The sequence below is a fragment of the Paracoccus sp. (in: a-proteobacteria) genome (assembly GCF_030538755.1).
Lineage (GTDB): Bacteria > Pseudomonadota > Alphaproteobacteria > Rhodobacterales > Rhodobacteraceae > Paracoccus.
Window position 1 is genome coordinate 35,328 of record NZ_JAUNTJ010000009.1, and the last position, 26,619, is coordinate 61,946.

At 64.7% G+C, this 26,619-nt stretch carries 29 protein-coding genes and 1 tRNA gene; 19 read left to right on the plus strand and 11 right to left on the minus strand.

Annotated features, from left to right (window positions below; translation table 11 throughout):
* Positions 1 to 276: 276 nt before the first annotated feature.
* From kdsA to Q4G14_RS07360, 3 genes are read right to left on the minus strand one after another with little or no spacing between them, the layout of a single operon-like run.
* Positions 277 to 1,122 carry a 3-deoxy-8-phosphooctulonate synthase gene (kdsA, locus tag Q4G14_RS07350; RefSeq protein WP_303361090.1) on the minus strand — a complete coding sequence of 282 codons (846 nt, stop codon included), beginning with the start codon at positions 1,120 to 1,122 and terminating at the stop codon, positions 277 to 279.
* Complete coding sequence (locus tag Q4G14_RS07355; protein WP_303361091.1) at positions 1,119 to 2,903, minus strand: capsule biosynthesis protein; 1,785 nt, start codon at positions 2,901 to 2,903, stop codon at positions 1,119 to 1,121. Before Q4G14_RS07355 ends, kdsA begins: the two co-directional genes overlap by 4 nt.
* Positions 2,887 to 3,540, minus strand: coding sequence for an ABC transporter ATP-binding protein (locus tag Q4G14_RS07360; protein WP_303361092.1), 654 nt, complete (start codon positions 3,538 to 3,540; stop codon positions 2,887 to 2,889). Before Q4G14_RS07360 ends, Q4G14_RS07355 begins: the two co-directional genes overlap by 17 nt.
* 114 nt (positions 3,541 to 3,654) lie before the next feature.
* On the opposite strand from Q4G14_RS07360, the gene Q4G14_RS07365 reads away from it, so the two are divergent.
* The 4 genes from Q4G14_RS07365 to Q4G14_RS07380 are packed head-to-tail and all read left to right on the plus strand — an operon-like array spanning position 3,655 to position 7,216.
* Positions 3,655 to 4,233, plus strand: coding sequence for a uracil-DNA glycosylase family protein (locus tag Q4G14_RS07365; RefSeq protein WP_303361093.1), 579 nt, complete (start codon positions 3,655 to 3,657; stop codon positions 4,231 to 4,233).
* Positions 4,230 to 4,958, plus strand: a complete 729-nt coding sequence (locus Q4G14_RS07370; protein ID WP_303361094.1) for a hypothetical protein — start codon at positions 4,230 to 4,232, stop codon at positions 4,956 to 4,958. Before Q4G14_RS07365 ends, Q4G14_RS07370 begins: the two co-directional genes overlap by 4 nt.
* A 43-nt stretch (positions 4,959 to 5,001) precedes the next feature.
* Positions 5,002 to 5,694 carry a phosphatidylcholine/phosphatidylserine synthase gene (locus Q4G14_RS07375; RefSeq protein ID WP_303361095.1) on the plus strand — a complete coding sequence of 231 codons (693 nt, stop codon included), beginning with the start codon at positions 5,002 to 5,004 and terminating at the stop codon, positions 5,692 to 5,694.
* A 49-nt stretch (positions 5,695 to 5,743) separates the two neighbouring features.
* Complete coding sequence (locus Q4G14_RS07380) at positions 5,744 to 7,216, plus strand: ABC transporter substrate-binding protein (protein ID WP_303361096.1); 1,473 nt, start codon at positions 5,744 to 5,746, stop codon at positions 7,214 to 7,216.
* Positions 7,217 to 7,393: 177 nt separating this feature from the next.
* Here the strand turns inward: Q4G14_RS07380 and Q4G14_RS07385 are convergent, their stop codons facing one another.
* From Q4G14_RS07385 to Q4G14_RS07395, 3 genes are read right to left on the minus strand one after another with little or no spacing between them, the layout of a single operon-like run.
* Positions 7,394 to 8,587 (minus strand): UbiH/UbiF family hydroxylase, encoded by a 1,194-nt coding sequence (locus Q4G14_RS07385; RefSeq protein WP_303361097.1) that lies wholly within the window; start codon positions 8,585 to 8,587, stop codon positions 7,394 to 7,396.
* Positions 8,588 to 8,613: 26 nt separating this feature from the next.
* Positions 8,614 to 8,832 carry a hypothetical protein gene (locus Q4G14_RS07390; protein WP_303361098.1) on the minus strand — a complete coding sequence of 73 codons (219 nt, stop codon included), beginning with the start codon at positions 8,830 to 8,832 and terminating at the stop codon, positions 8,614 to 8,616.
* 40 nt (positions 8,833 to 8,872) lie between these two features.
* Positions 8,873 to 9,553 carry a pyrimidine 5'-nucleotidase gene (locus tag Q4G14_RS07395; RefSeq protein ID WP_303361099.1) on the minus strand — a complete coding sequence of 227 codons (681 nt, stop codon included), beginning with the start codon at positions 9,551 to 9,553 and terminating at the stop codon, positions 8,873 to 8,875.
* Between the two features lie 64 nt (positions 9,554 to 9,617).
* On the opposite strand from Q4G14_RS07395, the gene Q4G14_RS07400 reads away from it, so the two are divergent.
* From Q4G14_RS07400 to Q4G14_RS07425, 6 genes are all read left to right on the plus strand, one after another.
* Positions 9,618 to 10,244, plus strand: a complete 627-nt coding sequence (locus Q4G14_RS07400; protein WP_303361100.1) for a GntR family transcriptional regulator — start codon at positions 9,618 to 9,620, stop codon at positions 10,242 to 10,244.
* Positions 10,237 to 10,533 carry a hypothetical protein gene (locus Q4G14_RS07405; RefSeq protein WP_303361101.1) on the plus strand — a complete coding sequence of 99 codons (297 nt, stop codon included), beginning with the start codon at positions 10,237 to 10,239 and terminating at the stop codon, positions 10,531 to 10,533. The genes Q4G14_RS07400 and Q4G14_RS07405 overlap by 8 nt, the downstream gene beginning before the upstream one ends.
* The gene (locus tag Q4G14_RS07410) at positions 10,530 to 11,153 is read left to right on the plus strand and encodes a DNA-3-methyladenine glycosylase (protein WP_303361102.1); all 624 of its coding nucleotides are present in this window, start codon (positions 10,530 to 10,532) and stop codon (positions 11,151 to 11,153) included. Before Q4G14_RS07405 ends, Q4G14_RS07410 begins: the two co-directional genes overlap by 4 nt.
* Positions 11,150 to 11,803 (plus strand): alpha/beta hydrolase, encoded by a 654-nt coding sequence (locus tag Q4G14_RS07415; RefSeq protein WP_303361103.1) that lies wholly within the window; start codon positions 11,150 to 11,152, stop codon positions 11,801 to 11,803. Before Q4G14_RS07410 ends, Q4G14_RS07415 begins: the two co-directional genes overlap by 4 nt.
* A 122-nt stretch (positions 11,804 to 11,925) precedes the next feature.
* Complete coding sequence (uvrB, locus tag Q4G14_RS07420; protein WP_303361104.1) at positions 11,926 to 14,112, plus strand: excinuclease ABC subunit UvrB; 2,187 nt, start codon at positions 11,926 to 11,928, stop codon at positions 14,110 to 14,112.
* Positions 14,113 to 14,155: 43 nt separating this feature from the next.
* Entirely contained in the window at positions 14,156 to 14,302 is a 147-nt protein-coding gene (locus tag Q4G14_RS07425) for a hypothetical protein (RefSeq protein WP_303361105.1), read from the plus strand.
* A gap of 65 nt (positions 14,303 to 14,367) precedes the next feature.
* Here Q4G14_RS07425 and Q4G14_RS07430 read toward each other — a convergent pair whose 3' ends face one another.
* The 3 genes from Q4G14_RS07430 to Q4G14_RS07440 all read right to left on the minus strand — a co-directional run bounded on the left by Q4G14_RS07430 (position 14,368) and on the right by Q4G14_RS07440 (position 15,589).
* On the minus strand, positions 14,368 to 14,643 hold the full coding sequence (locus Q4G14_RS07430) for a hypothetical protein (RefSeq protein ID WP_303361106.1): 276 nt from the start codon (positions 14,641 to 14,643) through the stop codon (positions 14,368 to 14,370).
* Between the two features lie 62 nt (positions 14,644 to 14,705).
* The gene (locus Q4G14_RS07435) at positions 14,706 to 15,005 is read right to left on the minus strand and encodes an I78 family peptidase inhibitor (protein ID WP_303361107.1); all 300 of its coding nucleotides are present in this window, start codon (positions 15,003 to 15,005) and stop codon (positions 14,706 to 14,708) included.
* A 56-nt stretch (positions 15,006 to 15,061) separates the two neighbouring features.
* Positions 15,062 to 15,589 carry a superoxide dismutase family protein gene (locus tag Q4G14_RS07440; RefSeq protein ID WP_303361108.1) on the minus strand — a complete coding sequence of 176 codons (528 nt, stop codon included), beginning with the start codon at positions 15,587 to 15,589 and terminating at the stop codon, positions 15,062 to 15,064.
* A gap of 128 nt (positions 15,590 to 15,717) precedes the next feature.
* On the opposite strand from Q4G14_RS07440, the gene Q4G14_RS07445 reads away from it, so the two are divergent.
* The 4 genes from Q4G14_RS07445 (at position 15,718) to Q4G14_RS07460 (ending at position 16,991) form a co-directional block, all read left to right on the plus strand.
* A complete protein-coding gene (locus Q4G14_RS07445; protein WP_303361109.1) occupies positions 15,718 to 16,029 on the plus strand; it encodes an ETC complex I subunit in 312 nt (103 codons plus the stop codon).
* Between the two features lie 20 nt (positions 16,030 to 16,049).
* Positions 16,050 to 16,481, plus strand: a complete 432-nt coding sequence (locus Q4G14_RS07450) for a GNAT family N-acetyltransferase (protein ID WP_303361165.1) — start codon at positions 16,050 to 16,052, stop codon at positions 16,479 to 16,481.
* A 33-nt stretch (positions 16,482 to 16,514) separates the two neighbouring features.
* Complete coding sequence (locus Q4G14_RS07455; protein WP_303361110.1) at positions 16,515 to 16,880, plus strand: MliC family protein; 366 nt, start codon at positions 16,515 to 16,517, stop codon at positions 16,878 to 16,880.
* Positions 16,881 to 16,914: 34 nt separating this feature from the next.
* Positions 16,915 to 16,991, plus strand: a tRNA-Arg gene (locus Q4G14_RS07460).
* A gap of 105 nt (positions 16,992 to 17,096) precedes the next feature.
* Here the strand turns inward: Q4G14_RS07460 and Q4G14_RS07465 are convergent.
* Both Q4G14_RS07465 and Q4G14_RS07470 read right to left on the minus strand, forming a co-directional pair.
* On the minus strand, positions 17,097 to 17,843 hold the full coding sequence (locus tag Q4G14_RS07465) for a Bax inhibitor-1/YccA family protein (RefSeq protein WP_303361111.1): 747 nt from the start codon (positions 17,841 to 17,843) through the stop codon (positions 17,097 to 17,099).
* A 113-nt stretch (positions 17,844 to 17,956) separates the two neighbouring features.
* Positions 17,957 to 18,916, minus strand: coding sequence for an NADPH:quinone oxidoreductase family protein (locus Q4G14_RS07470; RefSeq protein WP_303361112.1), 960 nt, complete (start codon positions 18,914 to 18,916; stop codon positions 17,957 to 17,959).
* Between the two features lie 182 nt (positions 18,917 to 19,098).
* Between Q4G14_RS07470 and Q4G14_RS07475 the strand changes: the two genes are divergently transcribed.
* From Q4G14_RS07475 to Q4G14_RS07495, 5 genes are all read left to right on the plus strand, one after another.
* Positions 19,099 to 19,458, plus strand: a complete 360-nt coding sequence (locus tag Q4G14_RS07475) for a helix-turn-helix domain-containing protein (protein ID WP_303361113.1) — start codon at positions 19,099 to 19,101, stop codon at positions 19,456 to 19,458.
* A gap of 209 nt (positions 19,459 to 19,667) precedes the next feature.
* Entirely contained in the window at positions 19,668 to 20,462 is a 795-nt protein-coding gene (gene hisN, locus Q4G14_RS07480) for a histidinol-phosphatase (RefSeq protein ID WP_303361114.1), read from the plus strand.
* Between the two features lie 12 nt (positions 20,463 to 20,474).
* Entirely contained in the window at positions 20,475 to 21,920 is a 1,446-nt protein-coding gene (gene mgtE / locus Q4G14_RS07485; RefSeq protein ID WP_303361115.1) for a magnesium transporter, read from the plus strand.
* The gene (locus Q4G14_RS07490; protein ID WP_303361116.1) at positions 21,917 to 22,456 is read left to right on the plus strand and encodes a 5-formyltetrahydrofolate cyclo-ligase; all 540 of its coding nucleotides are present in this window, start codon (positions 21,917 to 21,919) and stop codon (positions 22,454 to 22,456) included. The genes mgtE and Q4G14_RS07490 overlap by 4 nt, the downstream gene beginning before the upstream one ends.
* Positions 22,457 to 22,936: 480 nt before the next feature.
* Positions 22,937 to 26,587, plus strand: coding sequence for a vitamin B12-dependent ribonucleotide reductase (locus Q4G14_RS07495; protein ID WP_303361117.1), 3,651 nt, complete (start codon positions 22,937 to 22,939; stop codon positions 26,585 to 26,587).
* The last annotated feature ends 32 nt before the right edge of the window (positions 26,588 to 26,619 follow it).

A 26,619-nucleotide genomic window follows, 5' to 3' on the forward strand; every position in this document is an offset into this window, starting at 1 on the left:
ACGCTGCGTTATTTAAACTGGTCATTCTACTGCCCTATAGTAAGGTCCGTGCCCCCGAATGTGTCTTCAGGAACAATCGACCCCGGCACTTGGAACGGCTCTGGCCGTATCAATGCCGCCCGCAGAGCAAGCGCCCCCTTATGCCGGGCTTGGACAGGATGTTGGTCCGACCCGGCTGCCAAGACGATGCCTATTCTTGCGCGGTCTTGCTGGTCAGGTTTGCTTCACCGGGCCGCGATCAGCCTGATGGTGCCACACTGGCAGGGCCAGCGGCGATCAGACCCGCAGCGGATCAGACTTGGCCAGCGCGTCAAAGCGCATCAGCGATTCGATCAGCCGGGGCATCTGGTCCAGCGGGATCATGTTCGGCCCGTCCGAGGGGGCGTTGTCTGGGTCTTGATGCGTTTCGATGAACACCCCGGCAACGCCCAAAGACACGGCGGCGCGGGCCATCACCGGCGCGAATTCGCGCTGACCGCCGGAACTGCCGCCCTGACCGCCGGGCTGCTGCACCGAATGGGTGGCGTCCATGATGACGGGATAGCCGGTGCGCGCCATGATCGGCAGCGACCGCATGTCGGCGACCAGCATGTTATAGCCAAAACTGGCGCCGCGTTCGGTCAGCAGGATCTTGTCATTGCCGGTCGAGGCGACCTTGTCGGCGACGTTGGGCATATCCCACGGTGCCAGAAACTGGCCCTTTTTGACGTTAACCACCGCGCCGGACTGGCCAGCGGCCAGCAGCAGGTCGGTCTGACGGCACAGAAAGGCCGGGATCTGGATCACATCCACCGCCTGCGCCGCCTGCACGGCCTGTTGGGCGTCATGCACATCGGTCAGCACCGGGCAGCCAATGCGGCTGCGGACGGTGGCCAGCATCTCCAGCCCCTCGTCGATGCCGATGCCGCGCCGCCCCTTGAGAGAGGTGCGGTTCGCCTTGTCATAGCTGGCCTTGAACACAAAGCCCGCCCCGGCGGCCTGACAGGCGGCCGCCATGGTTTCCGCGATCATCAGGGCGTGATCCAGCGTTTCAAGCTGGCAGGGACCGGCGATCACCGTCAGCGGCAGATCATTGCCGCAGGTCAGGGGGCCGATGGCGACGTGATGTGGATTCTGGGTCATGAGGATACCTGTTCACGCAGGATCGAGGCCGTCAAGGACAACATCAGATAAATGCCCGCGAAAATCAGAAGGGCGACAAAGGTGTTCTGCACCGCCTTGGGATAGGTCGCCTCGTCCGGGGCGACGGGTTCGACCACCACCGACAGGTAGCGCACTTGCTTGTTCGCCTCGACCCGCGCGACCTCGACCTGTTCGGCGGCGGTCGCCAGCAGGGCCTGCCGCGTGGCCAGATCGCTTTCGGCGATCCGCAACTCGCCCGAGATCGAGGCCAGCGACGCGCGCTGTTCGCTGCCTTGGGTCAGTTGCAGCCGGGTTTCGTCGATCATGGCTTGCAGCCGCGTGATGTCGCCGCGGATCGTTTCGACGCGGCTTTGCTGTGGACGCGGGTTGGCAAGGATCTGCCCCAGTTCCAGTTCGCGTTGCGACAACTGGCTTTCCAGATTGGCGACGCGGCCCATGACGACGCTGCCTTCGGCCTGCGGGTCCAGCACGCCCAGCCGTTCCTGAAGATCCAGCACCCGCTGTTGCGCCAGCAGCACCTTTGCCTCGGCGTCCTCGTAATTGTTGATCGAGCCGCGCATCTGGTCGTCACGCAGCCGGGCGGTCAGCTGATCGACCTGACCTTCGGCATAACCGATCAGCGCCAGCGAAAAATCCTGGCTCAGCTGCGGGTTGGGGGCGATGACCTCCATCTTGATGACGCCCTCGGTCGGGTCATAGCCGATTTTCACCGAATCCTTATAGACGCGATAGGTTGCTTCGTTCGTGGCGTCGGGGGCAAGGCGCTTTACCGGGTCGATTGCGCTGTCCTGATAGGTCTGGCGAAAGCTCATGTCCCGGTCCAGCCGCAGCATCGCATCGCGCGAGGTCAGATAGCTTTGCACCGCCACCGAATCGTTGTTCATCGCCAGTTGTGTGCCGGAAAACAGTCCGCCCAGCCCGCTGCCGCCGCCGGCATCGGCCTGCTGGATCAGGAACTGGGTATAGGTGGCATAGAGCGGCGTGGCGACGCGGAAGTAATACCACCCCATGATCGCCGTGGGCAGAAACACGAACACCATCAGCCGCGCCACCAGCATCACCATGCGGCGGCGGCGGCGGGCGGCGATTTCCTGCTGAATACGACGAATCTCGGCGGCCCGGCGTTCTTCGGTCATTTCCTCGCGCGAGGGCAGCGGCTTTGGCGCTGCCGCCGGGGCGACCGCCGGGCTGGGCAAGGGCGCGCGGGGCAGGGGCACCGGCGTATTGGCGGCGGGGGCGGCCTGCGCCTTGCTCCCCTCGGCTGACAGGATGCGCCCGACAGCGGCCCGGTGCGATGGGTCGATGCCGCGTTCGCGCAGGCGCAGCACGGCCTCTTCGTCCGATGCGACGCTGATCTGGTGCATGGTTGCGATGCGGCGGGCGATGCGCAATTGCCGTTCGGTCAGCTTTTCGGCCCGGATCGCGGCCAGCTTGGCCTCCAGATCATTGCCAGCGGCGGGGGGCGGCGTGTCTGACGGGGCCGGTTTGGGTTCGGCACCGGGAAAGCGCATGTCGCCAAAGCCATCCTCGACCTGATCGGTCTGCATCATCCGGTCGCGCGCCGTCTGATCGTCCGCCACAGGCCCCGCGACGCCCGACAGAGGCCGCGTAAAGCGCGGAGGCTGATCCGTCTTGCGATGCACCTCGACCCGGATGCCCGGGGTGGCGGCGTCTGGCGGCGTTTCCTGCCCCGGCGCCGCGCCAGTTGCAGATTCGCTGCGGGTCAGGTGAAAGCGACGGGCCTTAGGCGGTGTAGTCATAATATTGCTTGGCCTCGTCCAGAGTTTCAAACATATACAGCCGCCCGTCGCGCATGATCGCGGCCGAGCGGCAGAATTTTTCGATCGTCGAAGGCTGGTGTGACACGACGATCACCGTCGATTTGCGCAGCCGTTCATACAGAACGGCCCCGGCCTTGCGGTTGAATTCGGCATCGGTGCTTTGCGGCATCCCTTCGTCGATCAGGTAGATGTCGAATTCCAGCGCCAGCAGCAGCGACAGCGTAAAGCGCGACCGCATCCCCGCCGAATAGGTGCCCACCGGCATGTCGTAATATTCACCAATGTCGGTCAGCCAGCGGCAGAAGGCCGACACATAGTCCGGGTCCAGCCCATAGATGCGGGCGATGTAGCGGGCGTTTTCATGCGCCGAGTGCCGGGCCACCACCCCGCCCATGAACCCCAGCGGAAACGACACCCGGCAGGTGGTGCGGATGTCGCCCTCGTCCGGTTTTTCCAGCCCGCACATCATGTTGATAAGCGTGGTCTTGCCGGTGCCGTTGGGTGCCAGAATCCCCAGCGAGTTCCCCAGTTCCACCCGGAACGAGGCATCGTCGAGAATCACCTTGCGTTGTGTGCCGGTCCAAAAGGATTTGGACACGCTGTCAAATTCCATCATGGACGACAGATTGCCTTTCTTGAATGGTTGCAGCTAGATAAAGCCGGGCCGCGATCCTGTCCACCTTGGCATGATTTTCCTTAGATTTCGTTACCGGCACCCTATCTCGGGATCATGAGTGATCTGACCGATGACATAAGTGCCTGCCGCCTGTGCGCGGATCGCTTTGCGCTGACGGCGACCGCCCATGCGCCGCACCCGGTTGTCTGGTTCCGGCCCGGTGCGCGATTGCTGATCGCCGGGCAGGCGCCGGGGATGCGGGTGCATCTGGCGGGGCGGCCCTTTGCCGACCGCTCGGGTCAGCGGTTGCGCGACTGGATGGGCGTGGACGAGACGACCTTTTACGACCGCGACCGCATCGCCATCGTGCCGATGGCCTTTTGCTTTCCGGGCTATAACGCGCGCGGGGCCGATCTGCCGCCGCCGCCGCTCTGCGCCGCGACATGGCGGGCGCGGGTCATGGCGGAACTGTCGCCGCGCCTGACGCTGCTGGTGGGGGGCGCGGCGATCCGCTGGCATATGGGCGCGCGCGATGTGACGGCGACCGTGGCGGCGTGGCGCGATGCCCCGGCGGGCATGTTTCCCTTGCCTCACCCCAGTTGGCGCAATACGGGCTGGCTGAAACGTAACCCGTGGTTCGGTGCCGATCTGCTGCCGGACCTGCGGCAAGCCATCAAAGAGGTTCTGCGATGACCGCGCTGGATGATCTGTGCCAGACCCCGTTCCACGATGCCGATGCGCCCGCCCGCGCGCGGATTCTGTCGCGCCTGGCCGATACCGAATTATCTGTGGCGCTGATGGCCGAGCCTGCGGGCGATACCGTCGATCTGCGCATCTTCGATCTGCCGGGCGCGCGCGTGGCCTTGGCCGCGGACGAGGAATCGCGGCTGGCCGGGTTTCTGGGCGGCCCGGTGGCCTATGCCGCGCTGCCGGGGCGGGTGCTGGCCGCGATGCTGCGGGCCGAGGGCGTGGGCCTGCTGCTCAACCCCGGCGCGCCTTCGGAAATGCTGTTGGATGCGCAGACGCTGGGTTGGCTGGAAACCGCGCTGGCCAGCGCGCCGGTGCCGGACGAGGCGCGGCTGGCGGCTGGTCCGCCGCGCTCTGACACCGTGGCCGCGCTGGCCGGTCCGCTGGCCGAGCGGCTGGCCGATCTGCGCGGGATGATTGCGGGTGCCGCGCTGGCCGGTGCAGGCGAGGGCCATGTGCTGCTGATCGCCGGGGCCGAGCCTGCGCGCCAGCCAGCCATCGCCAAGGCGCTGTCGGAAACGCTGGCTTTTCTGCCGCCGCAGCCGGGCGGGGTGGACATCGGCTTTGCCGAAACGCCGCCCCCCGCCGGTGCGCTGCTGTTCGATCTGACCCCGCCGCCCGAACCTGCCCCTGCGCCCAAACCGCCCAAAGGGCCGCCGATCCTGCGTTGACGTGCCGCCTTGCAGCGCGGGGCGCAACCTGCGAAAAGGCCGGATGCACCTGCGTTTCAAGGCATTGTCCGTTCACCTGCTGACCGCCACCGGAGCGGTTCTTTCGATGTTGGCCATGCTGGCCGCGGTTCAGGAAAACTGGTCGCTGATGTTCTGGTGGCTGGTCGTGGCGCTGGTCGTGGACGGGATCGACGGCCCTCTGGCGCGCCGATACGAGGTCAAGCAGAACTGGCCGACCTATGACGGCGTGCTGATGGACCTTATCATCGACTATCTGACCTATGTGTTCATCCCGGCCTATGCGCTGTTCAAATCCGGGCTGCTGGATGGCTGGACGGGCTGGGTGGCGATCATCGTGATCGTTTACGGCAGTGTCATATATTTTTCAGATACGCGCATGAAAACGCGGGATAATTCCTTTGCGGGCTTTCCCGCTTGCTGGAATATGGTCGTGTTGGTGCTGTTTGCGCTGCACCCGCATTGGACGATCAGCCTGCTGGTGATCGTGGTGCTGGGCGTGACCATGTTTACCAATGTGAAATTCGTGCATCCGGTCCGCACCGAACGCTGGCGCGCGGTAACGCTGCCGATGGCGATTGCATGGGTCGTGTTTGCGCTGTGGGCGGTGATCGTCGATTTTCACGCCGCAAGCTGGGCGCATTGGGGGCTGATGATAACCTCGCTGTGGCTGACGCTGGCGGGTGCGGTGCAGCAATTCCTGCCTGAAAGGGCTTGATCGACGCTGCGCTGCGGCTAAGGTTCCTCGCATCAGTCAGGGGGGAACCATGCTGGATCTGTTGAAATCTTCGGCGCTTGCGCTGGTGCTGACCGCCGGGGCGGCGCTGGCCGCGCAGGATACAATCACACTGGGCATGGTGCTGGAGCCGCCGAACCTTGACCCCACCAGCGGTGCCGCCGCCGCCGTGGACGAGGTGGTTTACGCCAACCTGTTCGAGGGGTTGACCCGCGTTGGTCCAGATGGCGCCATCCTGCCCGGTCTGGCGACAAGCTGGGATGTGCAGGACGATGGGCGCGTCTATGTGTTTCATCTGGCCGAGGGGGTGAAATTCCACGACGGGGCCGATTTCGACGCCAGCGACGTGGTGTTCACGCTGGATCGCGCCCGTGCCGCCGATTCGACCAATGCGCAAAAGGTGCTGTTCGAAGGGATCGAAAGCGTCGAGGCGGTTGACCCGCTGACCGTGCGCATCACCTTGTCGCAGCCGGACGGGAGCTTTCCGTTCAAGATGTCATGGGGCGATGCGGTGATGCTGGACCCGGCCTCGGTCGATCGGATCGCGACGAATCCGGTCGGGACCGGGCCGTTTCGGCTGGCCGAATGGCGTCAGGGGGATCGGGTCGTTCTGACGGCTTTTGACGATTATTGGGGGGAAAAGCCGGCGCTGCGTCAGGCGACGTTCCGCTTTATCAGCGATCCGACGGCGGCCTATGCCGCGTTGATGGCGGGGGATGTGGATGTGTTCCCCAACTATCCCGCGCCGGAAACTCTGCCGCAGATCGAGGCCGATCCGCGCTTTCAGGTGATCGTCGGCACCACCGAGGGCGAGACGATTCTGGCGATGAACAACGCCAAAGCGCCGCTGGATAATGTGCAGGTGCGCAAGGCGATTGCCCATGCGATCAACCGTCAGGAAATCATCGACGGTGCCATGTTCGGGCGCGGCACGCCCATCGGCAGCCATTTCGCGCCGCATAACCCGGATTATGTCGATCTGACCGACCGTTCCGTCTATGACCCGGATCAGGCCCGCGTGCTGCTGGCTGATGCCGGGGTGGATGGTCTGCGGCTGCGGCTGGCCCTGCCGCCCCCGACCTATGCCCGCCGTGGCGGCGAGATTCTGGCCGCGCAGTTGCGCGCCGTCGGGATCGAGACCGAGATCACCAATATGGAATGGGCGCAATGGCTGGAAACCGTGTTCAAGGGCGGCGACTTTGATCTGACCATCGTCGCCCATACCGAGCCGATGGACATAGATATCTACGCCCGCGAGGATTACTATTTCCGCTATGCCCGGCCCGAGTTCGTGGCGCTGATGGATCAGTTGGCGCAAACCGTGGATGCCGGACAGCGCAGCGCCTTGTTGCGGCAGGCGCAGGAAATGATCGCGGATGATTACGTCAACGCCTTTCTGTTCCAACTGGGCAAGACCGGCGTGGCCGATGCCCGCATTCAGGGGCTGTGGGCGAACAGTCCGAACCAGTCGAACGATCTGACCGCCGTGCGCTGGACTGATTGAGCGGCGCTTTTGGTTTGATGTGACGCGGCGTGGAAAGCCCGGTTCGCGCCGGGCTTTTTGCTGTTTGGGCGGCGCTGCGGGGGCGGCATGGGATCGTGCCCAAAGGTGCGTATTTGGGCAAACAGGAAGCGGGGCGGTTGTGCTGTCGGGCGGCGGCGCGCGTTTACCGGGGGCGTGTCAGCGCACGCCCAGACCGGCGCGCATCATCATCCGCCGCACCGGGGCGATGCCATACAGCCCGCCCAAGGCGGCTGCGCGCAGGTCGCGCAGGGGGCGCAGGCTGACCATGCTGGCGCGGTTCAGCGCGTCGATGCCGGTCAGGCGGGCCAGTGCCTCGGGGCGGCGGCTGCGGTGATAGCGGGTCAGGCTGTCGGGGCTGCCGGGGTCGTTGCGCGACAGCTCGATCAGTGCGGCCAGATCGGCAAGGCTCATGTTCAGGCCCTGTGCGCCGATGGGCGGGACGACATGTGCCGCTTCGGCGATCAGGGCGGTGCGCGGGGCGCTGAAGCGGTCGGCGATCTGGCTGATGATCGGCCATTCGGTCAGTCGCGTGGCCTGGCGCAGGTGCCCCAGAACCCCGGCAGAACGGGCGTTCAGTTCTGCCTCGAAATCGGCGGCGGGCAGGGCGCGCAGGCGGGCGGTTTCGCTGCCGTGTTCCATCCAGACCACGGCCGAGCAGGGTTTGCCCTCGCGGTCGGGCAGGGGGACCAGCGTGAAGGGGCCGCCCCAGCGGTGGATCTCGGTCGAGACGTTGTTGTGCGGGGTGTCGTGGGTGACGGCAAAGGCCAGTGCCTTTTGGCCATAGCGGATGGTGCGCACGCCGATGCCCATGGCCTGACGCACCGGCGAGTTGCGGCCGTCGGCGGCGATCACCAGCCGGGCGCGGGCGCGGCTGCCGTCGGTCAGGGTGGCAAAGGCCGCTTCGTCGCGGACGGTCAGTGCGGCGGTGCCGGTGCCGGGCAGAAAGCGGGTGTTCTGCAACTGATCCAGCCGGGCGACGATTTCGCGCCGGATCAGCCAGTTGGGCAGGTTCCAGCCGAACGGCGCATCGCCCAGTTCCGCAGCATCGAAATCGCGGGTCAGCCGGGCGTCGGGATGGGTGCCGCCGGCATCGACGATCCGCATCACCTGAAGCGGCATGGCATGAGGGGCAAGGCGCGGCCACAGCCCGACACGGTTCAGCAGATCGACCGAGGGCGTCAGAAAGGCGGTGGTGCGCAGGTCGGACCCCTGCGTGCCCTCGTCTGTGATCGGTGGAGCGGGATCGACGCAGAGCACCGAAAACCCCTCGGCCCCAAAGGCGGTGGCGGCGATCAGCCCGGCTGGGCCGCCGCCGGATACCAGAATGTCAACGTCGTGATCTGTCTGCATCGCGCACCTTGCCTGTGACGCCCGCCCTATTTCCCGGCGGTAAAGGCCAGCATCACGATAAAGAACAGCACCGTCCCGGCCAGACCGATAAAGCCCAGCATCTGCGGCCCGACGATGAACACCAGCAACGCCAGCACGATCACGATGCCCGCGATGCAGGCGAAGATGACGGCGGCCAGACGGTTTTCGGCGCGGTTCTGCGCGGCCAGTTCTGCGGGGGTCATCGTGGTTTCGTTATCGCTCATTCCTTGGTCCTTTCCTTGGTGTGGCGTGGTGGCCGCCCGGTTATCGTTCGGGCATCGTTGCGCCGATGGCCAGCAAAAAGGCGGTCAGATCCTGTGTCTGATGCTGCACATGTTTGCCGTGGATCGTGCCGGGGGTCAACTCGTCCGGGCCGTGGCGGCCGTTGCCGACCAGCACGGTTGCCATGCCCAATTCGTGCGGAATCATCAGATTCCGGGGGTCGTCCTCGAAAAAGGCGGCTTTGGCGGGGTCGATCCCATGCGTTTCCAGAACTGCGGCATAAGCGCGCGGGTCGGGCTTGGGGTGAAAGCCGGTTTCGGCGACGCCGTAGATCGCCTCGAACACGGGCAGGTCGCGGTGGGCCAGCACGCGCCCGGCATAGGCGGCGTCGGCGTTGGTATGCACGATCTTGCGCCCCGGCAGCGCGGCGATGGCGGCGGCAAGGCCGGGATCGGGCGACAGGCCGGAAAAGTCGATGTCATGCACCTCGTCCAGATAGGCGTGCGGGTCGATGCCATGTTCGGCCATCAGCCCGGCCAGCGTGGTGCCGTGATGGCGCCAGTAATCCTGCCGCAACTGGCTGGCCTGATGTTCGGGCAGGTTCAGCAGCCGCATGACATAGGCCGTCATCCGCTGTTCGATCTGGCTGAACAGGCGGACATCGGGGTGATACAGGGTGTTGTCCAGATCAAAGATCCAGAACTCGACGCGGGCGAAATCCATGCCTTGTGCTTAGGCGGGTGGACGGCGGGTTGCAATCGCGGTTGTTCGGGCGGAATGTGCCGGGATGAAAGATGCTTACACTCTGATCCTGTCCGCGATTGATGCGGGGCATTACCGGCCCGGCGACCGGCTGGTGGAATCGGAACTGGCCGAGCGGTTTGGCGTGTCGCGGACCCCCGTGCGCGAGGCGCTGCAACGGCTGGAAACGCAGGCGATGCTGGTGCGCGACGGGCGTAGCCTGATCGTGGCGACGCTGGATCACAACCAATTGGCCGAGCTTTATACCGTCCGCGCCGAATTAGAGGCGCTGGCCGCGCGTCTGGCCGCCCGCCACGCCACCCCGGAAGAAGTCCGGGTGCTGGCGCAGATGGTGGCCGAAGATCACGCCGCGGTCGATAACCCCGAGGCGCTGGCGCGGGCCAACCGGCGGTTTCACCGGCAGATTCATCTGGCCTCGCATAACCGTTATCTGGTGCAGCAGCTTGATCTGGTGCATCGGTCGATGGCGCTGATGGCGCGCACGTCGCTGGCGGCGGCGGGGCGCGGCATTGCGGCGCTGGATGAACATCAGGCCGTTGTCGATGCGATTGCGGCGGGGGATGCGGCGGGGGCCGATGCGGCGATCCGCGCGCATATTTCGAGCGCATGGGAAACGCGGCTGCGGCTGGAGGCGACGGAATATCATGGCTGAACCGCTTGATCTGATGCGTGCCGACCCAAAGGGGCTGATCCGCGAAAGTTTCCGCATCGAGGGGATCACCGCAGCCGAATGCCGGTCGATCTTTGTCGATTGGGCGCTGTCGTTGCCGGATGGTGTCGATGCCGCGGCGGCGATGCGGCTGGTCATCGACAGCTATGCCCCCAAGGCCCGGCCTGCCGCTGCGGCGCATCCCATGGTTGCCGTGCTGACCGAAGGCGTGGCGGCCAAAGCGGCCCCGCCGCAACGGCGCGGCGGACGGGCCGGGCGGTTCCGCCGATGAGGATCATCGCCGCGCAGGCTGATCTGGACGAGGGTTGCGCATATCTGGCGAGGGTTTGCCCGGTCTGGGCGCGGGTGTTGCTGCAGCTTGGCGCTTTGCCGTTGCGGCGGCGGGCCGATGGGTTCGGGGCGATTTGCGATGCGGTGGTCGGCCAGCAGATTTCTGTTGCCGCTGCGGCAGCGATCACCGCGCGGATGCAGGCGGCGGGCTTGCTGGATCAGGCCGCGATTGCGGTGGCGACCGAGGATGAGCTGCGCGCCGCCGGCCTGTCGCGGCCCAAGGCGCGTTATCTGAAAGGGATCGCGGCGGCGGGGGTGGATTGGCGCAGCTTGCGCGATCTGCCCGACGATCAGGTGATGGCTGCGCTGGTCGCCTTGCCGGGTGTCGGACGCTGGACGGCCGAGATTTACCTGAAATTCGCGCTTGGCCGGGCGGATGTGATCGCCTCGGGCGATCTGGCGCTGCAAGAGGCGGCGCGGCTGATGTATGACCTGGCCGCCCGCCCGACGCCTGCGGCGCTGATCGCCATGGCCGAACCATGGCGCCCGTGGCGCGCGGTTGCGGCGCGGGGGCTGTGGGCCTATTACCGGCTGGCAAAAGGCCGCGAGGGGGTGACATGAGCCGGGATCTGAAATTTGCGCGCAAGGGACCGGCGGATGCCGATGCCGTGGTGGTGTTCCTGCATGGTTACGGCGCGGATGGTGCCGATCTGCTGGGGCTGGCCGATCCGCTGTCGCCGCATCTGCCGGGCGTGGCCTTTTATGCCCCTGACGCGCCGGAACCCTGTGCCAACAACCCGATGGGCTATCAGTGGTTTCCGATCCCGTGGCTGGACGGATCGTCCGAAGATCAGGCCCGCGCGTCGATGGAACAGTCTGTCGCCGATCTGAATGCCTTTCTGGACAAGGTGCTGGCCGATGAGGGGGTGACGGCAGATCGCATGGCGATCATCGGCTTTTCTCAGGGCACGATGATGGCGCTGCATGTGCTGCCGCGCCGCGATCAGGCGGTGGCCGGGATCGTCGGCTTTTCCGGGCGGCTGCTGGTGCCCGAGCAACTGGGTGACGTGATGGTGAAGCCGCCGGTTCTGCTGGTCCACGGCGATCAGGACCCGGTGGTGCCCTTTGCCGATATGGGATTGGCGGGGGATGCGCTGACCGGGGCGGGCTTCACGGTTTACGGCCATGTGATGAAGGGCACCGGGCATGGTATTGCGCCCGACGGGCTGTCGGTGGCGCTGTCGTTTCTGAAGGATGTGCTGGGGAAATAAGGGGGCCAGCCCCCTCGCGCCGTTCCGGCGCTCACCCCCGGGATATTTGCGGACCAAAGATGCCGGCGGGTTTTGTCGGGGGTGGGCGTTGACTTTTCGTGATGCGCGCACACCTTTGCGCCATGGGACATAACAACACCAACGCGCCTGTCGCCCGCTTTGCCGAAGTCACCCGCCCGAAACTGGAAGGCGGGCGGCGCTTTGTCATGCAGAGCGAGTTTCAGGCGGCGGGCGACCAGCCTACGGCGATTGCCGAACTGTCCGCAGGCGTTCTGGCGGGCGAGCGGGATCAGGTTTTGCTGGGCGCGACCGGCACCGGCAAGACCTTTACCATGGCCAAGGTGATCGAGGAAACGCAGCGCCCGGCGATCATTCTGGCCCCGAACAAGACGCTGGCGGCGCAATTATATGGCGAATTCAAGGGGTTTTTCCCCGATAACGCCGTGGAGTATTTCGTCAGCTATTATGACTATTACCAGCCCGAAGCCTATGTGGCGCGGTCGGACACCTATATCGAGAAGGAATCGCAGATCAACGAGGCCATCGACCGGATGCGCCATTCCGCGACGCGCGCCTTGCTGGAACGCGATGATGTCATCATCGTGGCCTCGGTGTCGTGCATCTACGGTATCGGCTCGGTCGAGACCTATTCGGCGATGACGCAGGATATGGTCGTCGGGCAGTCCTATGATGTGCGCGAGTTCATCGGGCAGTTGGTGGCGCAGCAATACCGGCGGCTGGATGCCAGTTTTCAGCGCGGCGGGTTTCGGGTGCGCGGCGATGTGATCGAGGTCTGGCCCGCCCACCTCGAAGATCGCGCGTGGCGGTTCGATTTCTTTGGCAATGAGCTGGAAGGGATCGTCGAGTTCGACCCGCTGACCGGGCAAAAGACCGACACCTTTCGGCAGATCAGGATTTACGCCAACAGCCACTATGTAACGCCGCGCCCGACCTTGCAGCAGGCGATCAAGGGGATTCGCGCCGAACTGGTCAAGCGGCTGGAACAGTTCAATGCCGAGGGCAAGCTGTTAGAGGCGCAGCGGCTGGAACAGCGCACCAACTTTGACCTCGAAATGCTGGAGGCCACCGGCGTTTGCAACGGGATCGAGAACTACAGCCGCTATCTGACCGGGCGTGCGCCGGGTGAGCCGCCGCCGACCCTGTTCGAGTTCATCCCCGACAATGCCATCGTGTTTGCCGATGAATCGCATGTTTCCGTGCCTCAGATCGGCGGCATGTATCGGGGCGACTATCGCCGCAAGGCCACGCTGGCCGAACATGGTTTCCGCCTGCCGTCCTGCATGGACAACCGCCCGCTGAAGTTCGAGGAATGGGACGCCATGCGCTCGCAGTCGGTGTTCGTATCGGCCACGCCGCAGCGGTGGGAACTGGATCAGACCGGCGGGGTTTTCACCGAACAGGTGATCCGCCCCACCGGCCTGCTGGACCCGGTGATCGAAATCCGCCCGGTCGAAATGCAGGTGGATGATCTGCTGGACGAGGTGCGCAAGGTTTCGGCCGCCGGGATGCGCACGCTGGTCACGACCCTGACCAAGCGCATGGCCGAGGATCTGACCGAATATCTGCACGAACAGGGCATCCGCGTGCGCTATATGCACAGCGACATCGACACGATCGAGCGCATTGAAATCCTGCGCGATCTGCGATTGGGGGCCTTTGACGTGCTGATCGGCATCAACCTGCTGCGCGAGGGGCTGGATATTCCCGAATGCGGGCTGGTGGCCATTCTGGATGCCGATAAAGAGGGGTTTCTGCGGTCGGAAACCAGTCTGATCCAGACGATTGGCCGGGCGGCGCGGAATGCCGATGGCCGGGTTATCATGTATGCCGACAAGATCACCGGCAGCATGGAACGCGCCCTGGCCGAGACCGAGCGTCGGCGGGCCAAGCAGATGGCCTATAATCAGGAACACGGCATCACGCCGCAGACGGTGCGCAAGAATGTCGATGACGTGCTGGCGGGGCTGTGGCAGGGCGATACCGATCAGTCGCGGGTGACGGCCAAGGTGGACAGGCCCATGGTCGGCGCCAACCTTGCCGCGCATCTGGATGCGCTGCGCGGGCAGATGCGCAAGGCGGCAGAGAATCTGGAATTCGAAGAGGCCGCCCGGCTGCGCGATGAGGTCAAGCGGCTGGAGGCCGTCGAACTGGCGGTTTCCGATGACCCGCTGGCGCGCCAGTCCGCCATCGAGCAAGCAGCCGAAGATGCCGTCCGTGCCGGTGGTCGCAGCAGTGCAGGGCGCGCCGGGCAGCGCGGCGGGAACAAGCGGTCAAAGCGGCGCGGATAAGGGAAATCTGGCCGCAGATCATTCCTGATGTGAAAGGTTTCACATGGGGTTCATCGGCGATGTGGGGCTGGTTCTGCCGATCCGGCGGTGGCGGCAGGAACTGGTGTGCAACGTGGTTTTCGCGTGGCTGCGCCTTGGCGGCGGGGTCGCAGGCGGGCTGTTGCGGCCATGGCCGCCGACCGATCCATGAACGGGGCAGCGGCTGCGGTGCTGCCTCGGGCAATCTGCCCCCTGCTGATGCCGGTCTGATGCGCCTCAGCGGCACTCGGCGCGGCCGATCCAGCCTTTGTCATCGACAAAGACGACCAGACGGCCCGGCCTGTAATCTGTCGGGGCATTCTGGCCCGGCGACACGATGACCATGCGCTGGCCGGTGCCTGCAAAGACTTCGCCGACATTCATGCCGGTGACGGCGGGCGGCGCGCCGGTGTTGCAGGTGTCGGCTGACAGGGTGATGCGCGGCGGCCCCGAGGGGGCGGCGCAAGCGCCAGCGATCATGACAAGGGGCAGGGCGCGCAAGGCCGGGTGCATTGGGTTTCCTTTATCCTGGGGGCAGGGCGGGCAAAGGCTGCCCGCCCCGGTTCAGATCATCATCAGCCGCATGTCACGGCGGTCAGCACGCCCCGGCGGTCGTATTCAAAGTTCAGCCGGGTCGGCACGTTGTCCATCGTCACCGGATCGCCCGAGCGATAATGCCGGAACTCGGTCCCCGCAGGCAGGCTGACGGCAGGCGACCGCTGGCCGACGAAGGCCTGATAGGCGGCGGCATTGCAGGTGTCGCCCGCAGGCGTAACGGTAACGGGAACCACCACCGGCTCGACCGGCTGGACCACGGTGCAGGCGGCCAGCAGGGCAGGGGCAGCGATGAGGGGCAGCAGCTTGGCGGTCTTCATGTCTTACTCCCTTTCAGATGTTTCACAGCGGCCTAACGCGCAAACCGCGTCAGAGTTCAATTTTCCACCGCAGCAAATACGCCGCAGCCGATCCGGTCGCCCGCATTACCGGCAGGCTGGCCGCTGTAATCATCCGCCTGCGCATGGATGACAAAGGCGGCCCCGTCGGCATCGGTCAGCATCTCGGTGGTGATGCCGGGGGCGAACAGCTCCAGCCGGACCTCGCCACTGTCGGGGACATGGATGTTGGGCAGATCGCCGGGATGCGGGCCTGCCTCGGCCATGATGCCGTGGTCATGGCCATTGGCCAGATGCCCGCCGGCGGATTGGAAATCGGGGCCGTCGCAGGCGCCGGTTTCATGGATGTGGATCGCGCGGATGCCCGGCTCCAGCCCTTTCAGAAAGACGGTCAGCAGCATGGTGCCAGACGGGGTGGGCGCGGCGGTGACGCTGCCCATATCGGTGCCGTCAGCCGATGCGACCTGCGCCACCAGACCTTGCGGTTCTGACGGGGTATCCGACTGGGCAAGGGCGGGGGTGGCCAGCAGCAGGGCAGCGGGGATGGCAAGGAATGTGCGTTTCATGGTCTCCTCGGGGTTCGGCTGTGGGTTGTGCCAAGGCAACGACTGGCGCGGCAAATTGTTCCGGGGGCTTGATCCGCGTGCCCGCTTTGGCGATAAACTGCGGGTCCGCAAGCCAAGGGAATATCGCCATGCGCGTTCGCATCTATCAGCCCGCCCGCAATGCCATGCAATCGGGCACTGCCCGCACCAAAGGGTGGGTGCTGGAATTTCCCCATGCCGATGCGCGCGACATCGACCCGCTGATGGGCTGGACCAGCAGCGACGATACCCAAAGCCAGGTGCGGCTGAAATTCGAAACCCGCAAGCAGGCCGAAGATTATGCCCGCGAACACGGGCTGGATTATGTTGTGCGCAATTCGCATCCGCGCGCGGCCAATGTGCGCCCGCGCGGCTATGGCGAAAACTTCGCCACCGACCGGCGCGCGCCTTGGACGCACTGACGATCACGCGCGAGGACCCTTTGGCCGGGGATCTGGCGCTGCTGTTCGACCGGCATCATCTGGCCTGCACGGCAGACACGCCGCCCGAATCGAATCACATGCTGGATCGTGGTGAACTGGTTGCGCCGGACATCGCCTTTTATGTGCTGCGCGATGCCGGGCAGCCGCTGGGCATGGGCGCGATCAAGCGGATCGCCCCCACCCATGGCGAGATCAAATCCATGCACATTCTGGCCGAGGCGCGCGGGCGCGGCCTGTCGCATCGCCTGCTGGCCCATCTGATGGATCAGGCGCGCGCCGCCGGTCTGCTGCGCCTGTCGCTGGAAACCGGGGTGCAGCCCACCTTTGACGCGGCGCGGGTGCTGTATGCGCGGGCCGGTTTTCAGGAATGTGATCCCTTTGGCGATTACCGGGCCGACCCGAACAGCGTATTCATGACGCGGGCGCTGTGACCGATGCAGCAGCTTGCCAGAAGGACGCAACACATGACCGCACGCTTTTTCCTTGCTGTCGCCTTGTTGGGCGCGGCCCCCGCGCTGGCGCAACAACAGACCAACCGGCCCGAGGACGGGGCGTTTATATCGCAGGTCACGTTCACATGCGAACGCGGGGTGCAGGTGCCGGTGGCCTATGTGACGGTGCCGACAGGCGAATCCTTTGCCGTTGCCCATATCGACGGCCAGCAGATCGCCATGATTCAGGTCGTGTCGGGGTCAGGCACCCGCTATCGCTCGGTCGATGAGGCGCGCCCGTATGAACTGCACGCCAAAGGCAGCGACGGGATGTTCTTTTACGGCCCTGACGGCGATGCGGCTGATCTGCTGTCGGATTGCACCGTAAGCGACACTTGATCCCGCCCCGCGCTTGGCGCAAAAGCGGCACAGCGGTCCCGTAGCTCAACTGGATAGAGCAGCCGACTTCTAATCGGCAGGTTGAGGGTTCGATTCCTTCCGGGATCGCCATATTCCATTATTAATCAAAGGCTTGCCGGGGCGCTTGCAGCCTGCATTAACCAACGAAAAAGGCCGGGCATGTGGCCCGGCCTTTTGGTCTGTATGGGGCGGCGATTATTCGCGGTTGCCCATGAATTGCAGCAGGAACATGAACAGGTTCAGGAAATCCAGATACAGTTTCAGCGCACCCATGATCGCGGTCTTGCCTACGAATTCATCGCCGCTGTCGCGCATTTGCAGATAGGTGTTTTTGATGTTCTGGGTGTCATAGGCGGTCAGACCGGCAAAGATCAGCACGCCCAAAATCGAGATGGCGAACTGCATCCCCGACGATTGCAGGAAGATGTTCACGATCGAGGCGACGATCAGGCCGATCACGCCCATAATCAGGAAGCTGCCCCAGCCCGAGATGTCTTTCTTGGTGGTATAGCCCCACAGCGACAGGCCGGCAAAGGCGATGGCCGTCACAAGGAAGGTCTGCACGATGGACGTGCCGGTGAACACCAGAAAGATCGAGCTGATCGACACGCCCATGATGGCGGCGAAGGCATAGAACAGCACGGTTGCGCCCTGAACCGACAGCCGGTTCAGCGCCGCGCCAAAGGCAAAGACCATAATCAGCGGCGCGAACATCACCAGCCATTTCAGCGGGCTGGTATACAGCGCGACACCCAGCGGCGACAGCGTGCCGTTGGCCGACACCGCAGCCTGCGAAATGCCATAGGCGGCCACTGCGGTCACGCCCATGCCCACCGACATCAGCCCATAGACGCGGTTCATGTAGGAACGCAGGCCCTCGTCGATTGCGGCCTGTTGTGCCACACCGCTCTGGGCCGTGCGGAAGGTGTTGTATTCTGCCATATGACTCTCCCGTAAATCCGTATCGGCGTAGGGGGATGCCCCCGTTCGTTGCAAGGCAATATTGTCCGGCCGGGCCATTTTTTCAATGCCGTAACTGCGTAAAATGCCGCATCTCACAGGGTAATGACCACCTTTCCGGTCGAGGCGCGGTCGCGCAGCCGGGCAAAGCCGTCGGCCACGCGGTCAAGGGGCAGGGTTTCCTGCGTCAGCGGCGGCAGGCGTCCGTCGGCGGCCATGGCGAACAGCTCGGTCAGGCTGGCGCGCAGGGCGGTGCTGTCCAGCTTGCGATAGCCGCCCCAGTAAAAGCCGTGGATGGCGATGTTCTTGACCAGCGCGTGGTTCAGCGGCAGGGCAGGCGGCCTGCCCCCGGCAAAGCCGATGACCAGATGCCGCCCGCCCGGACGCAGCGCGCCAAAGGCCGCCAGCCCCGGCGCATCGCCGACCGGATCATAGACGACATCGACCCCGCCCAGATCGCGCAGCGCCTGTTTCAGATCACCGGTGCTGCTGCTGTCGATAACCTCATGCGCACCGGCGGCGCGCACCGCCGCCAGCCGGTCGGCACCACGGGCGATGCCGATGACCCGCGCGCCCATGGCCGCGCCGATCTGCACCGCCGTCAGCCCCACACCACCTGCCGCGCCCAGAACCGCCAGCGTTTCGCCCGCCCGCAGGTCGCCGCGCAGGGTCAGGGCCAGATGGCTGGTGCCATAGGCGATCTGGAACCCGGCGGCCTGCTCATCGCTGACCGCATCGGGGATCGGAACGCAGGCACTGGCCGGTGCCAGCATCTGCTGCGCCAGCGTGCCGGGAAAGTTCACCGCAACCCGCATCCCCGGCGTCAGCCCGCTGTCACCCGGCGCGCTGATGACCACGCCCGCGCCCTCCAGCCCCGGCGTAAAGGGGAACGGCTCGGCTTCCTGATAGCGGCCCTGCGCCTTGAGAAGATCGGCAAAGTTGAGCGCGGCGGCTTTCATCTGCACCAGAACGTCACCGGGACCGGGAACCGGGGCGGCAATCGCAATCAGGCGTGGAGCGGCGCCCTGTGATTCTATCTCGGCTGCCTTGAGCATGGTTTATTTCCTGCCTTTGTTTCCAGACGGATAGTAACGGACCGGCCGATCCGCTGCAAATTTGCATGATGTGCAGTAAATGACCTGTCTTTTTGGTCAGGATGGGGCTTATTAACCATATTGGCGCTCGAAAATTGCAATTTGCTGGGGTAGGCCGATTATAGATTGAATAAGGGGTTGTCATGAAACACGGTGTCGATGTTCATGTTGGTAAGCGTATCCGTCATCGTCGGTGGATGATCGGGATGACACAACAACAGCTGGCCGAAAAGGTTGGCATCAAGTTCCAGCAGATTCAAAAGTATGAAACCGGGATGAACCGCGTTTCTGCCTCGCGTTTGTGGGATATTTCTCGGGCGGTTGACGTGCCGGTCAGCTTTTTCTTCGACGGCCTGAACGAAGGCCAGATCATGGAGCAGATCGAAGGCGACATCATCGCCGACAAAGAGGCGCTGCAACTGGTCCGGGCCTATTACGCCATGCCCGCCGCGCAGCGTCGGCAGATTTTCGAACTGGCGCGGGTGCTGTCTGACGCCGCCTGAGGGGGCGTTAATCAAATACCGCTTTACTCTCCTTAAGCGAGTAAATGCACATAATGCAGAGTGGGCGGCAGATCCACCTGTCAAAAAACACACGGGGAGGAGGGGCGCGGATCGAACCGCGCCCCTTTCCCTTTGTCCCTCATGCTGGCACAAGGTTGCCAAATCCACGCGGGCGTCCCTGTGCCCGGCGCAGACTTTGGGATACAGCCATGCCACAGCACGATCACCGCGCCATCATCGACACGGCCCATGCGCTGGCCGATCAGGCGGCCCAGGCCATCCTGCCCTTGTTCCGCAGCCCGCTGACGGCGGAAAACAAGCTGGCGGGCGGGTTTGATCCGGTAACGGCGGCGGATCGCGCCTCGGAACAGGCGATGCGGGCCATCCTGGCCGAGCGCCGCCCCGATGATGCGATTCTGGGCGAAGAATTCGGTGCCCAACCCGGCCGGTCGGGGCTGACATGGGTGCTGGACCCTATCGACGGCACCCGCGCCTTTATCTGCGGTGCGCCGACATGGGGCGTGCTGATCGGGCTGCGCGATGAAACCGGCCCGCTCTATGGGGTGATCGACCAGCCCTATACCGGCGAACGGTTCGAGGGCGGCCTTGGTCTGGCGCGCATGACGGGTCCGCGTGGCGAAACCGCGCTGGCGGTGCGTCAGACAACCGATCTGGCGCAGGCGACGCTGATGTCCACCTACCCCGAGGTCGGCAGCCCCGCCGAAGCCGCCGCCTTTCACCGCGTGGCCGGGCAGGTGCGGCTGACCCGCTATGGCATGGATTGCTATGCCTATGCGCTGCTGGCGCTGGGGCATGTCGATCTGGTGATCGAGGCCGGTTTGCAGGCTTATGACGTGGTGGCGCCGATTGCCGTGGTGCGCGCGGCGGGCGGGATCGTGACCGACTGGCAGGGCGGCGACCCGTCCGGCGGCGGGCAGATCATCGCCGCCGCGACGCCCGAACTGCATCGCGCGGCGCTGGCGCTGCTGAACCAAACGGCCTGACAGGGGGCGCCGATGACCGACGACAGCCGCAAGCACGACGATGACACCGCCGCGCCGATCCTGACCGAACCGGCCGAACCTGCTGCGCCCGCCGAACTGGACGATGACGACGATTTCCTGCCCCGGCGCGAATTGCTGGCCCAGATCAATCAGGCCATCGTCGATCAGGACGCCGCCCGGCTGGAAGAACTGCTGGAACCGATGCACGGCGCCGACATCGCCGACATCATCGAGCGGCTGACCCCGGCGCAGCGCCGCGTCTTTCTGGACCTCTATTCGATCGAGATCGACGGCGAGATCCTGTCCGAAATCGACGAGGCCGTGCGCGATCAGGTCATCGACGCGCTGCCCCCCGAGGTGCTGGCCGAGGCCGTGCGCGAGATGGACAGCGACGATGTTGTCGATCTGGTCGAGGACATGGACGAAGGCGAGCGGCAGGAAATTCTTGCCGCGCTGGACGAATCCGACCGGGCGGCGGTGCAGCAGTCGCTGACCTATCCCGAATATTCCGCCGGTCGTCTGATGCAGTCCGAGGTGGTGACAGGGCCGGAGCACTGGACAGCGGGCGAGGCCATCGACTATCTGCGCCGGCACGAAGACGACCTGCCCGAACAGTTCTATCACATCATTCTGGTGGACCCGCGCCACCAGCCCATCGGTTATGTGACGCTGGGCCGGCTGCTGTCCAGCGGGCGCGACGTGCCGCTGCGCGATCTGGCCGAGGACAGTTTCCGCACCATCAGCGCCACCGCCGACGAAAGCGATGTGGCCTATGTGTTCAACCAGTATCACCTGATTTCCGCCCCGGTCGTGGATGACGCCGACCGGCTGGTGGGGGTTATCACCATCGACGACGCCATGTCGGTTCTGGACGAAGAACACGAGGAAGATATCCTGCGTCTGGCAGGGGTTGGCGACGAAAGCTCGATTTCGGATACGGTGCTGGAAACCGTGCGCCAGCGGGTGCCGTGGCTGGGCGCGAATATCTTTACCGCGCTGCTGGCCGCCGCCGTTATCGCTCTGTTCGAGGATTCGATTGCCCGTATCGTGGCGCTGGCGGTGCTGATGCCCATCGTCACCTCGATTGGCGGTAATGCGGGCACACAGACGCTGACGGTCGTGGTGCGCGGCCTTGCCACCAAAAGCCTGACCGCCGCCAATATGTGGCGCATCGTCATGCGCGAGGCGACCGTGGGCGTGGTCAACGGCGCGACCTTTGGGGCCATTATCGCGGCGGTGGCGTGGATCTGGTTCCGCGATCCGGCGCTGGCCGGGGTGATCGGCGCGGCGATGATTATCAACCTGACGGTCGCGGCGGTGGGGGGCATTCTGGTGCCGCTGGCGCTGGACAAGCTGGGGGCGGACCCGGCGCTGGCCTCGCCCACCTTCGTCACCACGCTGACGGATGTGATCGGCTTTTTTGCGTTTCTGGGGCTGGCGACGGTGGTTTTGCTGTGACCGACAAGGCGGCATTACGGGCGGCGGCGCTGGCTGCGCGGGCCGAACAGGGCGGCGATGCGGCAGTGGCGGTTGCGCGGCTGCGCGCGGCGCTGGCCCCCCATGCCGGGCAGGTGCTGGCCGGATACTGGCCCATGCGGGCCGAGGCCGACCCGCTGCCTGCCATGGCCGCGCATGACGGGCCGTTGTGCCTGCCGGTGGTGCCGGGCCGCGATGTGCCGCTGATCTTCCGCGCATGGGCACCCGGTGCGGCGCTGGATGCCGGGCCGTTCGGCACTCGGCACCCGCCCGAATCAGCGCCGGTGCTGGTGCCGCAGGTGCTGATCGTGCCGCTGGCCGCTTTTGACCGGGCGGGGCAGCGGATCGGCTATGGCGGTGGTTTCTATGACCGCACGCTGGCGCAATTGCGCGCCGCCGGGCCGGTGACGGCCATCGGTTTTGCCTTTGCCTGCCAGCAGGTTGCGGCGGTGCCGGTTGGCCCGTTCGATCAGCCGCTGGACCTGATCGTGACCGACCGCGACACCATTCACCCCTGAGCCAAGGTCGCGCCGAAAATTTTTTCGGCGCAGGTGTCGCGCGCCGAACACGCCGCCCATGCGCCGGATTCTGCGGATAAACCGGGGAAAAACCCGGTGGAAAACTGGTGAATCCCTGCCCCGAACCCTGCCGGATCATTCGGGAAATCCCATTCGTTAATGATTTGTTAACGAATTGACTCGCCGCGCTGCGGCATTTGGGGGCGGCAAATCGGGGGCGCTCTGTCAACGTGAAAAGAGGTTACGAAACCGTAAAAATTTGGTTGAAAGCCGCGACGGATCACGGCAGGTAGTGGGGCACGGTCCCGGCGACACAATATCTGGTGGCACTATAAAGACCACCGACCTCGCGGCAGGATCAGATTTTGGGCTAGTCAGGACTGGTGGTTTCGGCCTTCTCCGCGCGCGTCACGCTGCGCGGTCCTGTTCCGACTGGCTGCGTAGAATCCCCCGTGGCGGGGCACGGACATGAGGGCAGGCATGAAGATCGAACGTCGTTTTACCACCGAAGCTGCGGGTGCCTATGGCGGCATCGCGTTCACCACCACGACCAGCGAAATCCGCAATCCTGACGGAAAGATCGTGTTCCGCAACGATCAGGTCGAGGTGCCCAAAGGGTGGTCGCAGGTCGCCAGCGACGTGATCGCGCAGAAATACTTCCGCAAGGCGGGCGTGCCTGCCGTGCTGAAACGGGTGCGTGAAAAGGACGTGCCGGAATTCCTGTGGCGCGCCGTCCCCGACGAGGCCGCGCTGGCCGAACTGCCCGAAGATCAGCGTTTCGGCGGCGAAACCAGTGCCCGTCAGGTGTTCGACCGGATGGCCGGTGCCTGGGCCTATTGGGGCTGGAAGGGCGGCTATTTCAGCACTGAATCCGATGCCCGCGCCTATTACGACGAGATGCGGCACATGCTGGCCCGTCAGATGGCCGCGCCGAACAGCCCGCAATGGTTCAACACCGGCCTGCACTGGGCCTATGGGATCAACGGGCCGTCGCAGGGCCATTTCTATGTCGATTACAAGACCGGCAAGCTGGTCAAATCCGACAGCGCCTATGAGCACCCGCAGCCGCACGCCTGCTTTATCCAGTCCGTCGCTGACGATCTGGTGAACGAAGGCGGCATCATGGATCTGTGGGTCCGCGAGGCGCGCCTGTTCAAATATGGCAGCGGCACCGGCACCAACTTTTCCAGCCTGCGCGGCGAGGGCGAAAGCCTGTCGGGTGGTGGCAAATCCAGCGGCCTGATGGGTTTCCTCAAGATCGGCGACCGCGCGGCGGGCGCGATCAAATCGGGCGGCACCACGCGCCGGGCGGCGAAAATGGTGATCTGCGACATGGATCACCCCGATATCGAACAGTTCATCAACTGGAAGGTGATCGAGGAACAAAAGGTCGCCTCGCTGGTGGCTGGTTCCAAGGCGCATGAAGCGCATCTGAACGAAATCTTCGCCGCGATCCGTGCATGGGATGGCGCCATCGAAGGCGCCACCGACCCGGCGCAGAACGAGGCGCTGAAAGCCGCGATCCGCGCCGCGAAAAAGGCGATGATCCCGGAAACCTATGTCAACCGCGTGCTGCAATACGCGCGGCAGGGCTTTGATTCGATTGAATTCCCGACCTATGACACCGATTGGGATTCCGAGGCCTATATCAGCGTATCGGGCCAGAACTCGAACAACTCGGTCCGGGTGACGGATGCCTTCCTGCGTGCCGTGCGCGAGGATCAGCCGTGGGAGCTGTTGCGCCGCACCGACGGCAAGGTCGCCAAGACCGTTTCCGCACGCGAGTTGTGGGATCAGGTCGGCCATGCCGCATGGGCCTGCGCCGATCCCGGCATCCAGTTCCACGATACGGTGAACGCCTGGCATACCTGCCCCGAGGACGGCGCGATCCGCGGGTCGAACCCGTGCAGCGAATACATGTTCCTTGACGACACGGCCTGCAACCTTGCGTCGATGAACCTGCTGACCTTCTGGGCCGATGGCCGGCTCGACGCTGATGCCTATATCCACGCCACCCGGCTGTGGACGGTGACGCTGGAAATCAGCGTGCTGATGGCGCAGTTCCCGTCCAGGGAAATCGCGCAGCGGTCCTATGATTATCGCACGCTGGGTCTGGGCTATGCGAATATCGGCGGTCTGCTGATGAACATGGGCCTTGGCTATGACAGCGATCAGGGCCGCGCGCTGTGCGGGGCGCTGACCGCGATCATGACCGGCGTATCCTATGCCACCAGCGCCGAAATGGCGGGCGAGCTTGGCCCGTTCCCCGGCTATGCCCGCAACGCCGATCACATGCTGCGGGTGATCCGCAACCACCGCGCGGCGGCGCATGGCAGCGGCGATTATCAGGACGTCAACGTCGCCCCGGTGGCGCTGGACGCGGCGAACTGCCCGGATCAGCGGCTGGTCGATCTGGCCCGCAGCGCATGGGACGACGCGCTGACCTTGGGTCAGGCGCACGGCTATCGCAACGCGCAGGCAACCGTGATCGCGCCGACCGGCACCATCGGTCTGGTGATGGATTGCGACACCACCGGCATCGAACCCGACTTTGCGCTGGTGAAATTCAAAAAGCTGGCGGGCGGCGGTTACTTCAAGATCATCAACCAGTCGGTTCCGGCGGCGCTGACTGCGCTTGGCTATGGCTCGGCCCAGATCGAGGAAATCATCGCCTATGCGGTCGGCCACGGCAGCATCGGCAATTGCCCCGGCATCAACCACACCGCGCTGGCTGGCCACGGCTTTGGCCCGGCCGAGATCGAAAAGGTCGAAGCGGCACTGGCCTCGGCCTTTGACATCCGCTTCGTGTTCAACCAGTGGACGCTGGGCGAAGATTTCTGCAAAGGCACGCTGGGCATCCCGGCTGACAAGCTGGCCGATCCCGGCTTTGACCTGCTGCGCCATCTTGGTTTCAGCAAGGCGCAGATCGACGCCGCCAACGACCATGTGTGCGGCACCATGACGCTGGAGGGCGCGCCCTTCCTGAAACCCGAACATTACGCGGTGTTCGACTGCGCCAACCCCTGCGGCAAGCGCGGCACCCGCTATCTGTCGGTGGACAGCCATATCCGCATGATGGCGGCGGCACAGTCGTTTATCTCGGGCGCGATTTCCAAGACGATCAACATGCCCAACGACGCGACCATTGCTGACGCTCTGGCGGCTTATGAACTGTCGTGGTCGCTGGGGATCAAGGCGAACGCTCTGTATCGCGACGGGTCGAAACTGTCGCAACCGCTGGCCGCCGCGCTGGTCGAGGACGACGACGAAGCCGCCGAGATTCTGGAAACCGGCAGCCCGCAGGAAAAGGCGGCGGTGATCGCGGAAAAGGTGGTCGAAAAGATCATCGTCAAGGAAATGGTCCGCAGCCACCGCGAAAAGCTGCCCGCGCGCCGCAAGGGCTATACGCAAAAGGCCGTTGTCGGTGGCCACAAGGTCTATCTGCGCACCGGCGAATACGACAGCGGCAGCCTTGGCGAGATTTTCATCGACATGCACAAGGAAGGGGCCGGCTTTCGCGCGATGATGAACAACTTTGCCATCGCTGTCTCGGTCGGTCTGCAATACGGCGTTCCGCTGGAAGAATTTGTCGATGCCTTCACCTTCACCCGGTTCGAACCGGCGGGCATGGTGCAGGGGAACGACAGCATCAAGAACGCCACGTCCATTCTGGACTATGTGTTCCGCGAACTGGCCGTATCCTATCTGGACCGCACCGATCTGGCGCATGTAAAGCCGAACGGCACCAGCTTTGACGATCTGGGCGGCGGCGAGCAAGAGGGCCAGAATAACGTCGCCCCGGTCAGCGAGAATGCCGAGTTGAAATCGCTGACCATGCTGAAACAGATCAGCTCGGCCGGCTATCTGCGCAAGCGGTTGCCGCAAGAACTGATGGTGCTGCAAGGCGGTGCCTCGCAGATGGCGATTGCGGTGGGCATGGCCGAGGATGCGGCGGTCTTTCAGGCGGCGGCCAGCGTGACCAGCACCGCAACCAGCATGGATGCCCGCACCAAGGCGCGGATGCAGGGATACGAAGGCGATCCCTGCGGCGAATGCGGCAACTATACGCTGGTGCGCAACGGCACCTGTATGAAGTGCAACACCTGCGGCGGCACCTCTGGGTGCAGCTGATCCAGATCGGGGCCGGTCTTGCGCTGGCCCCA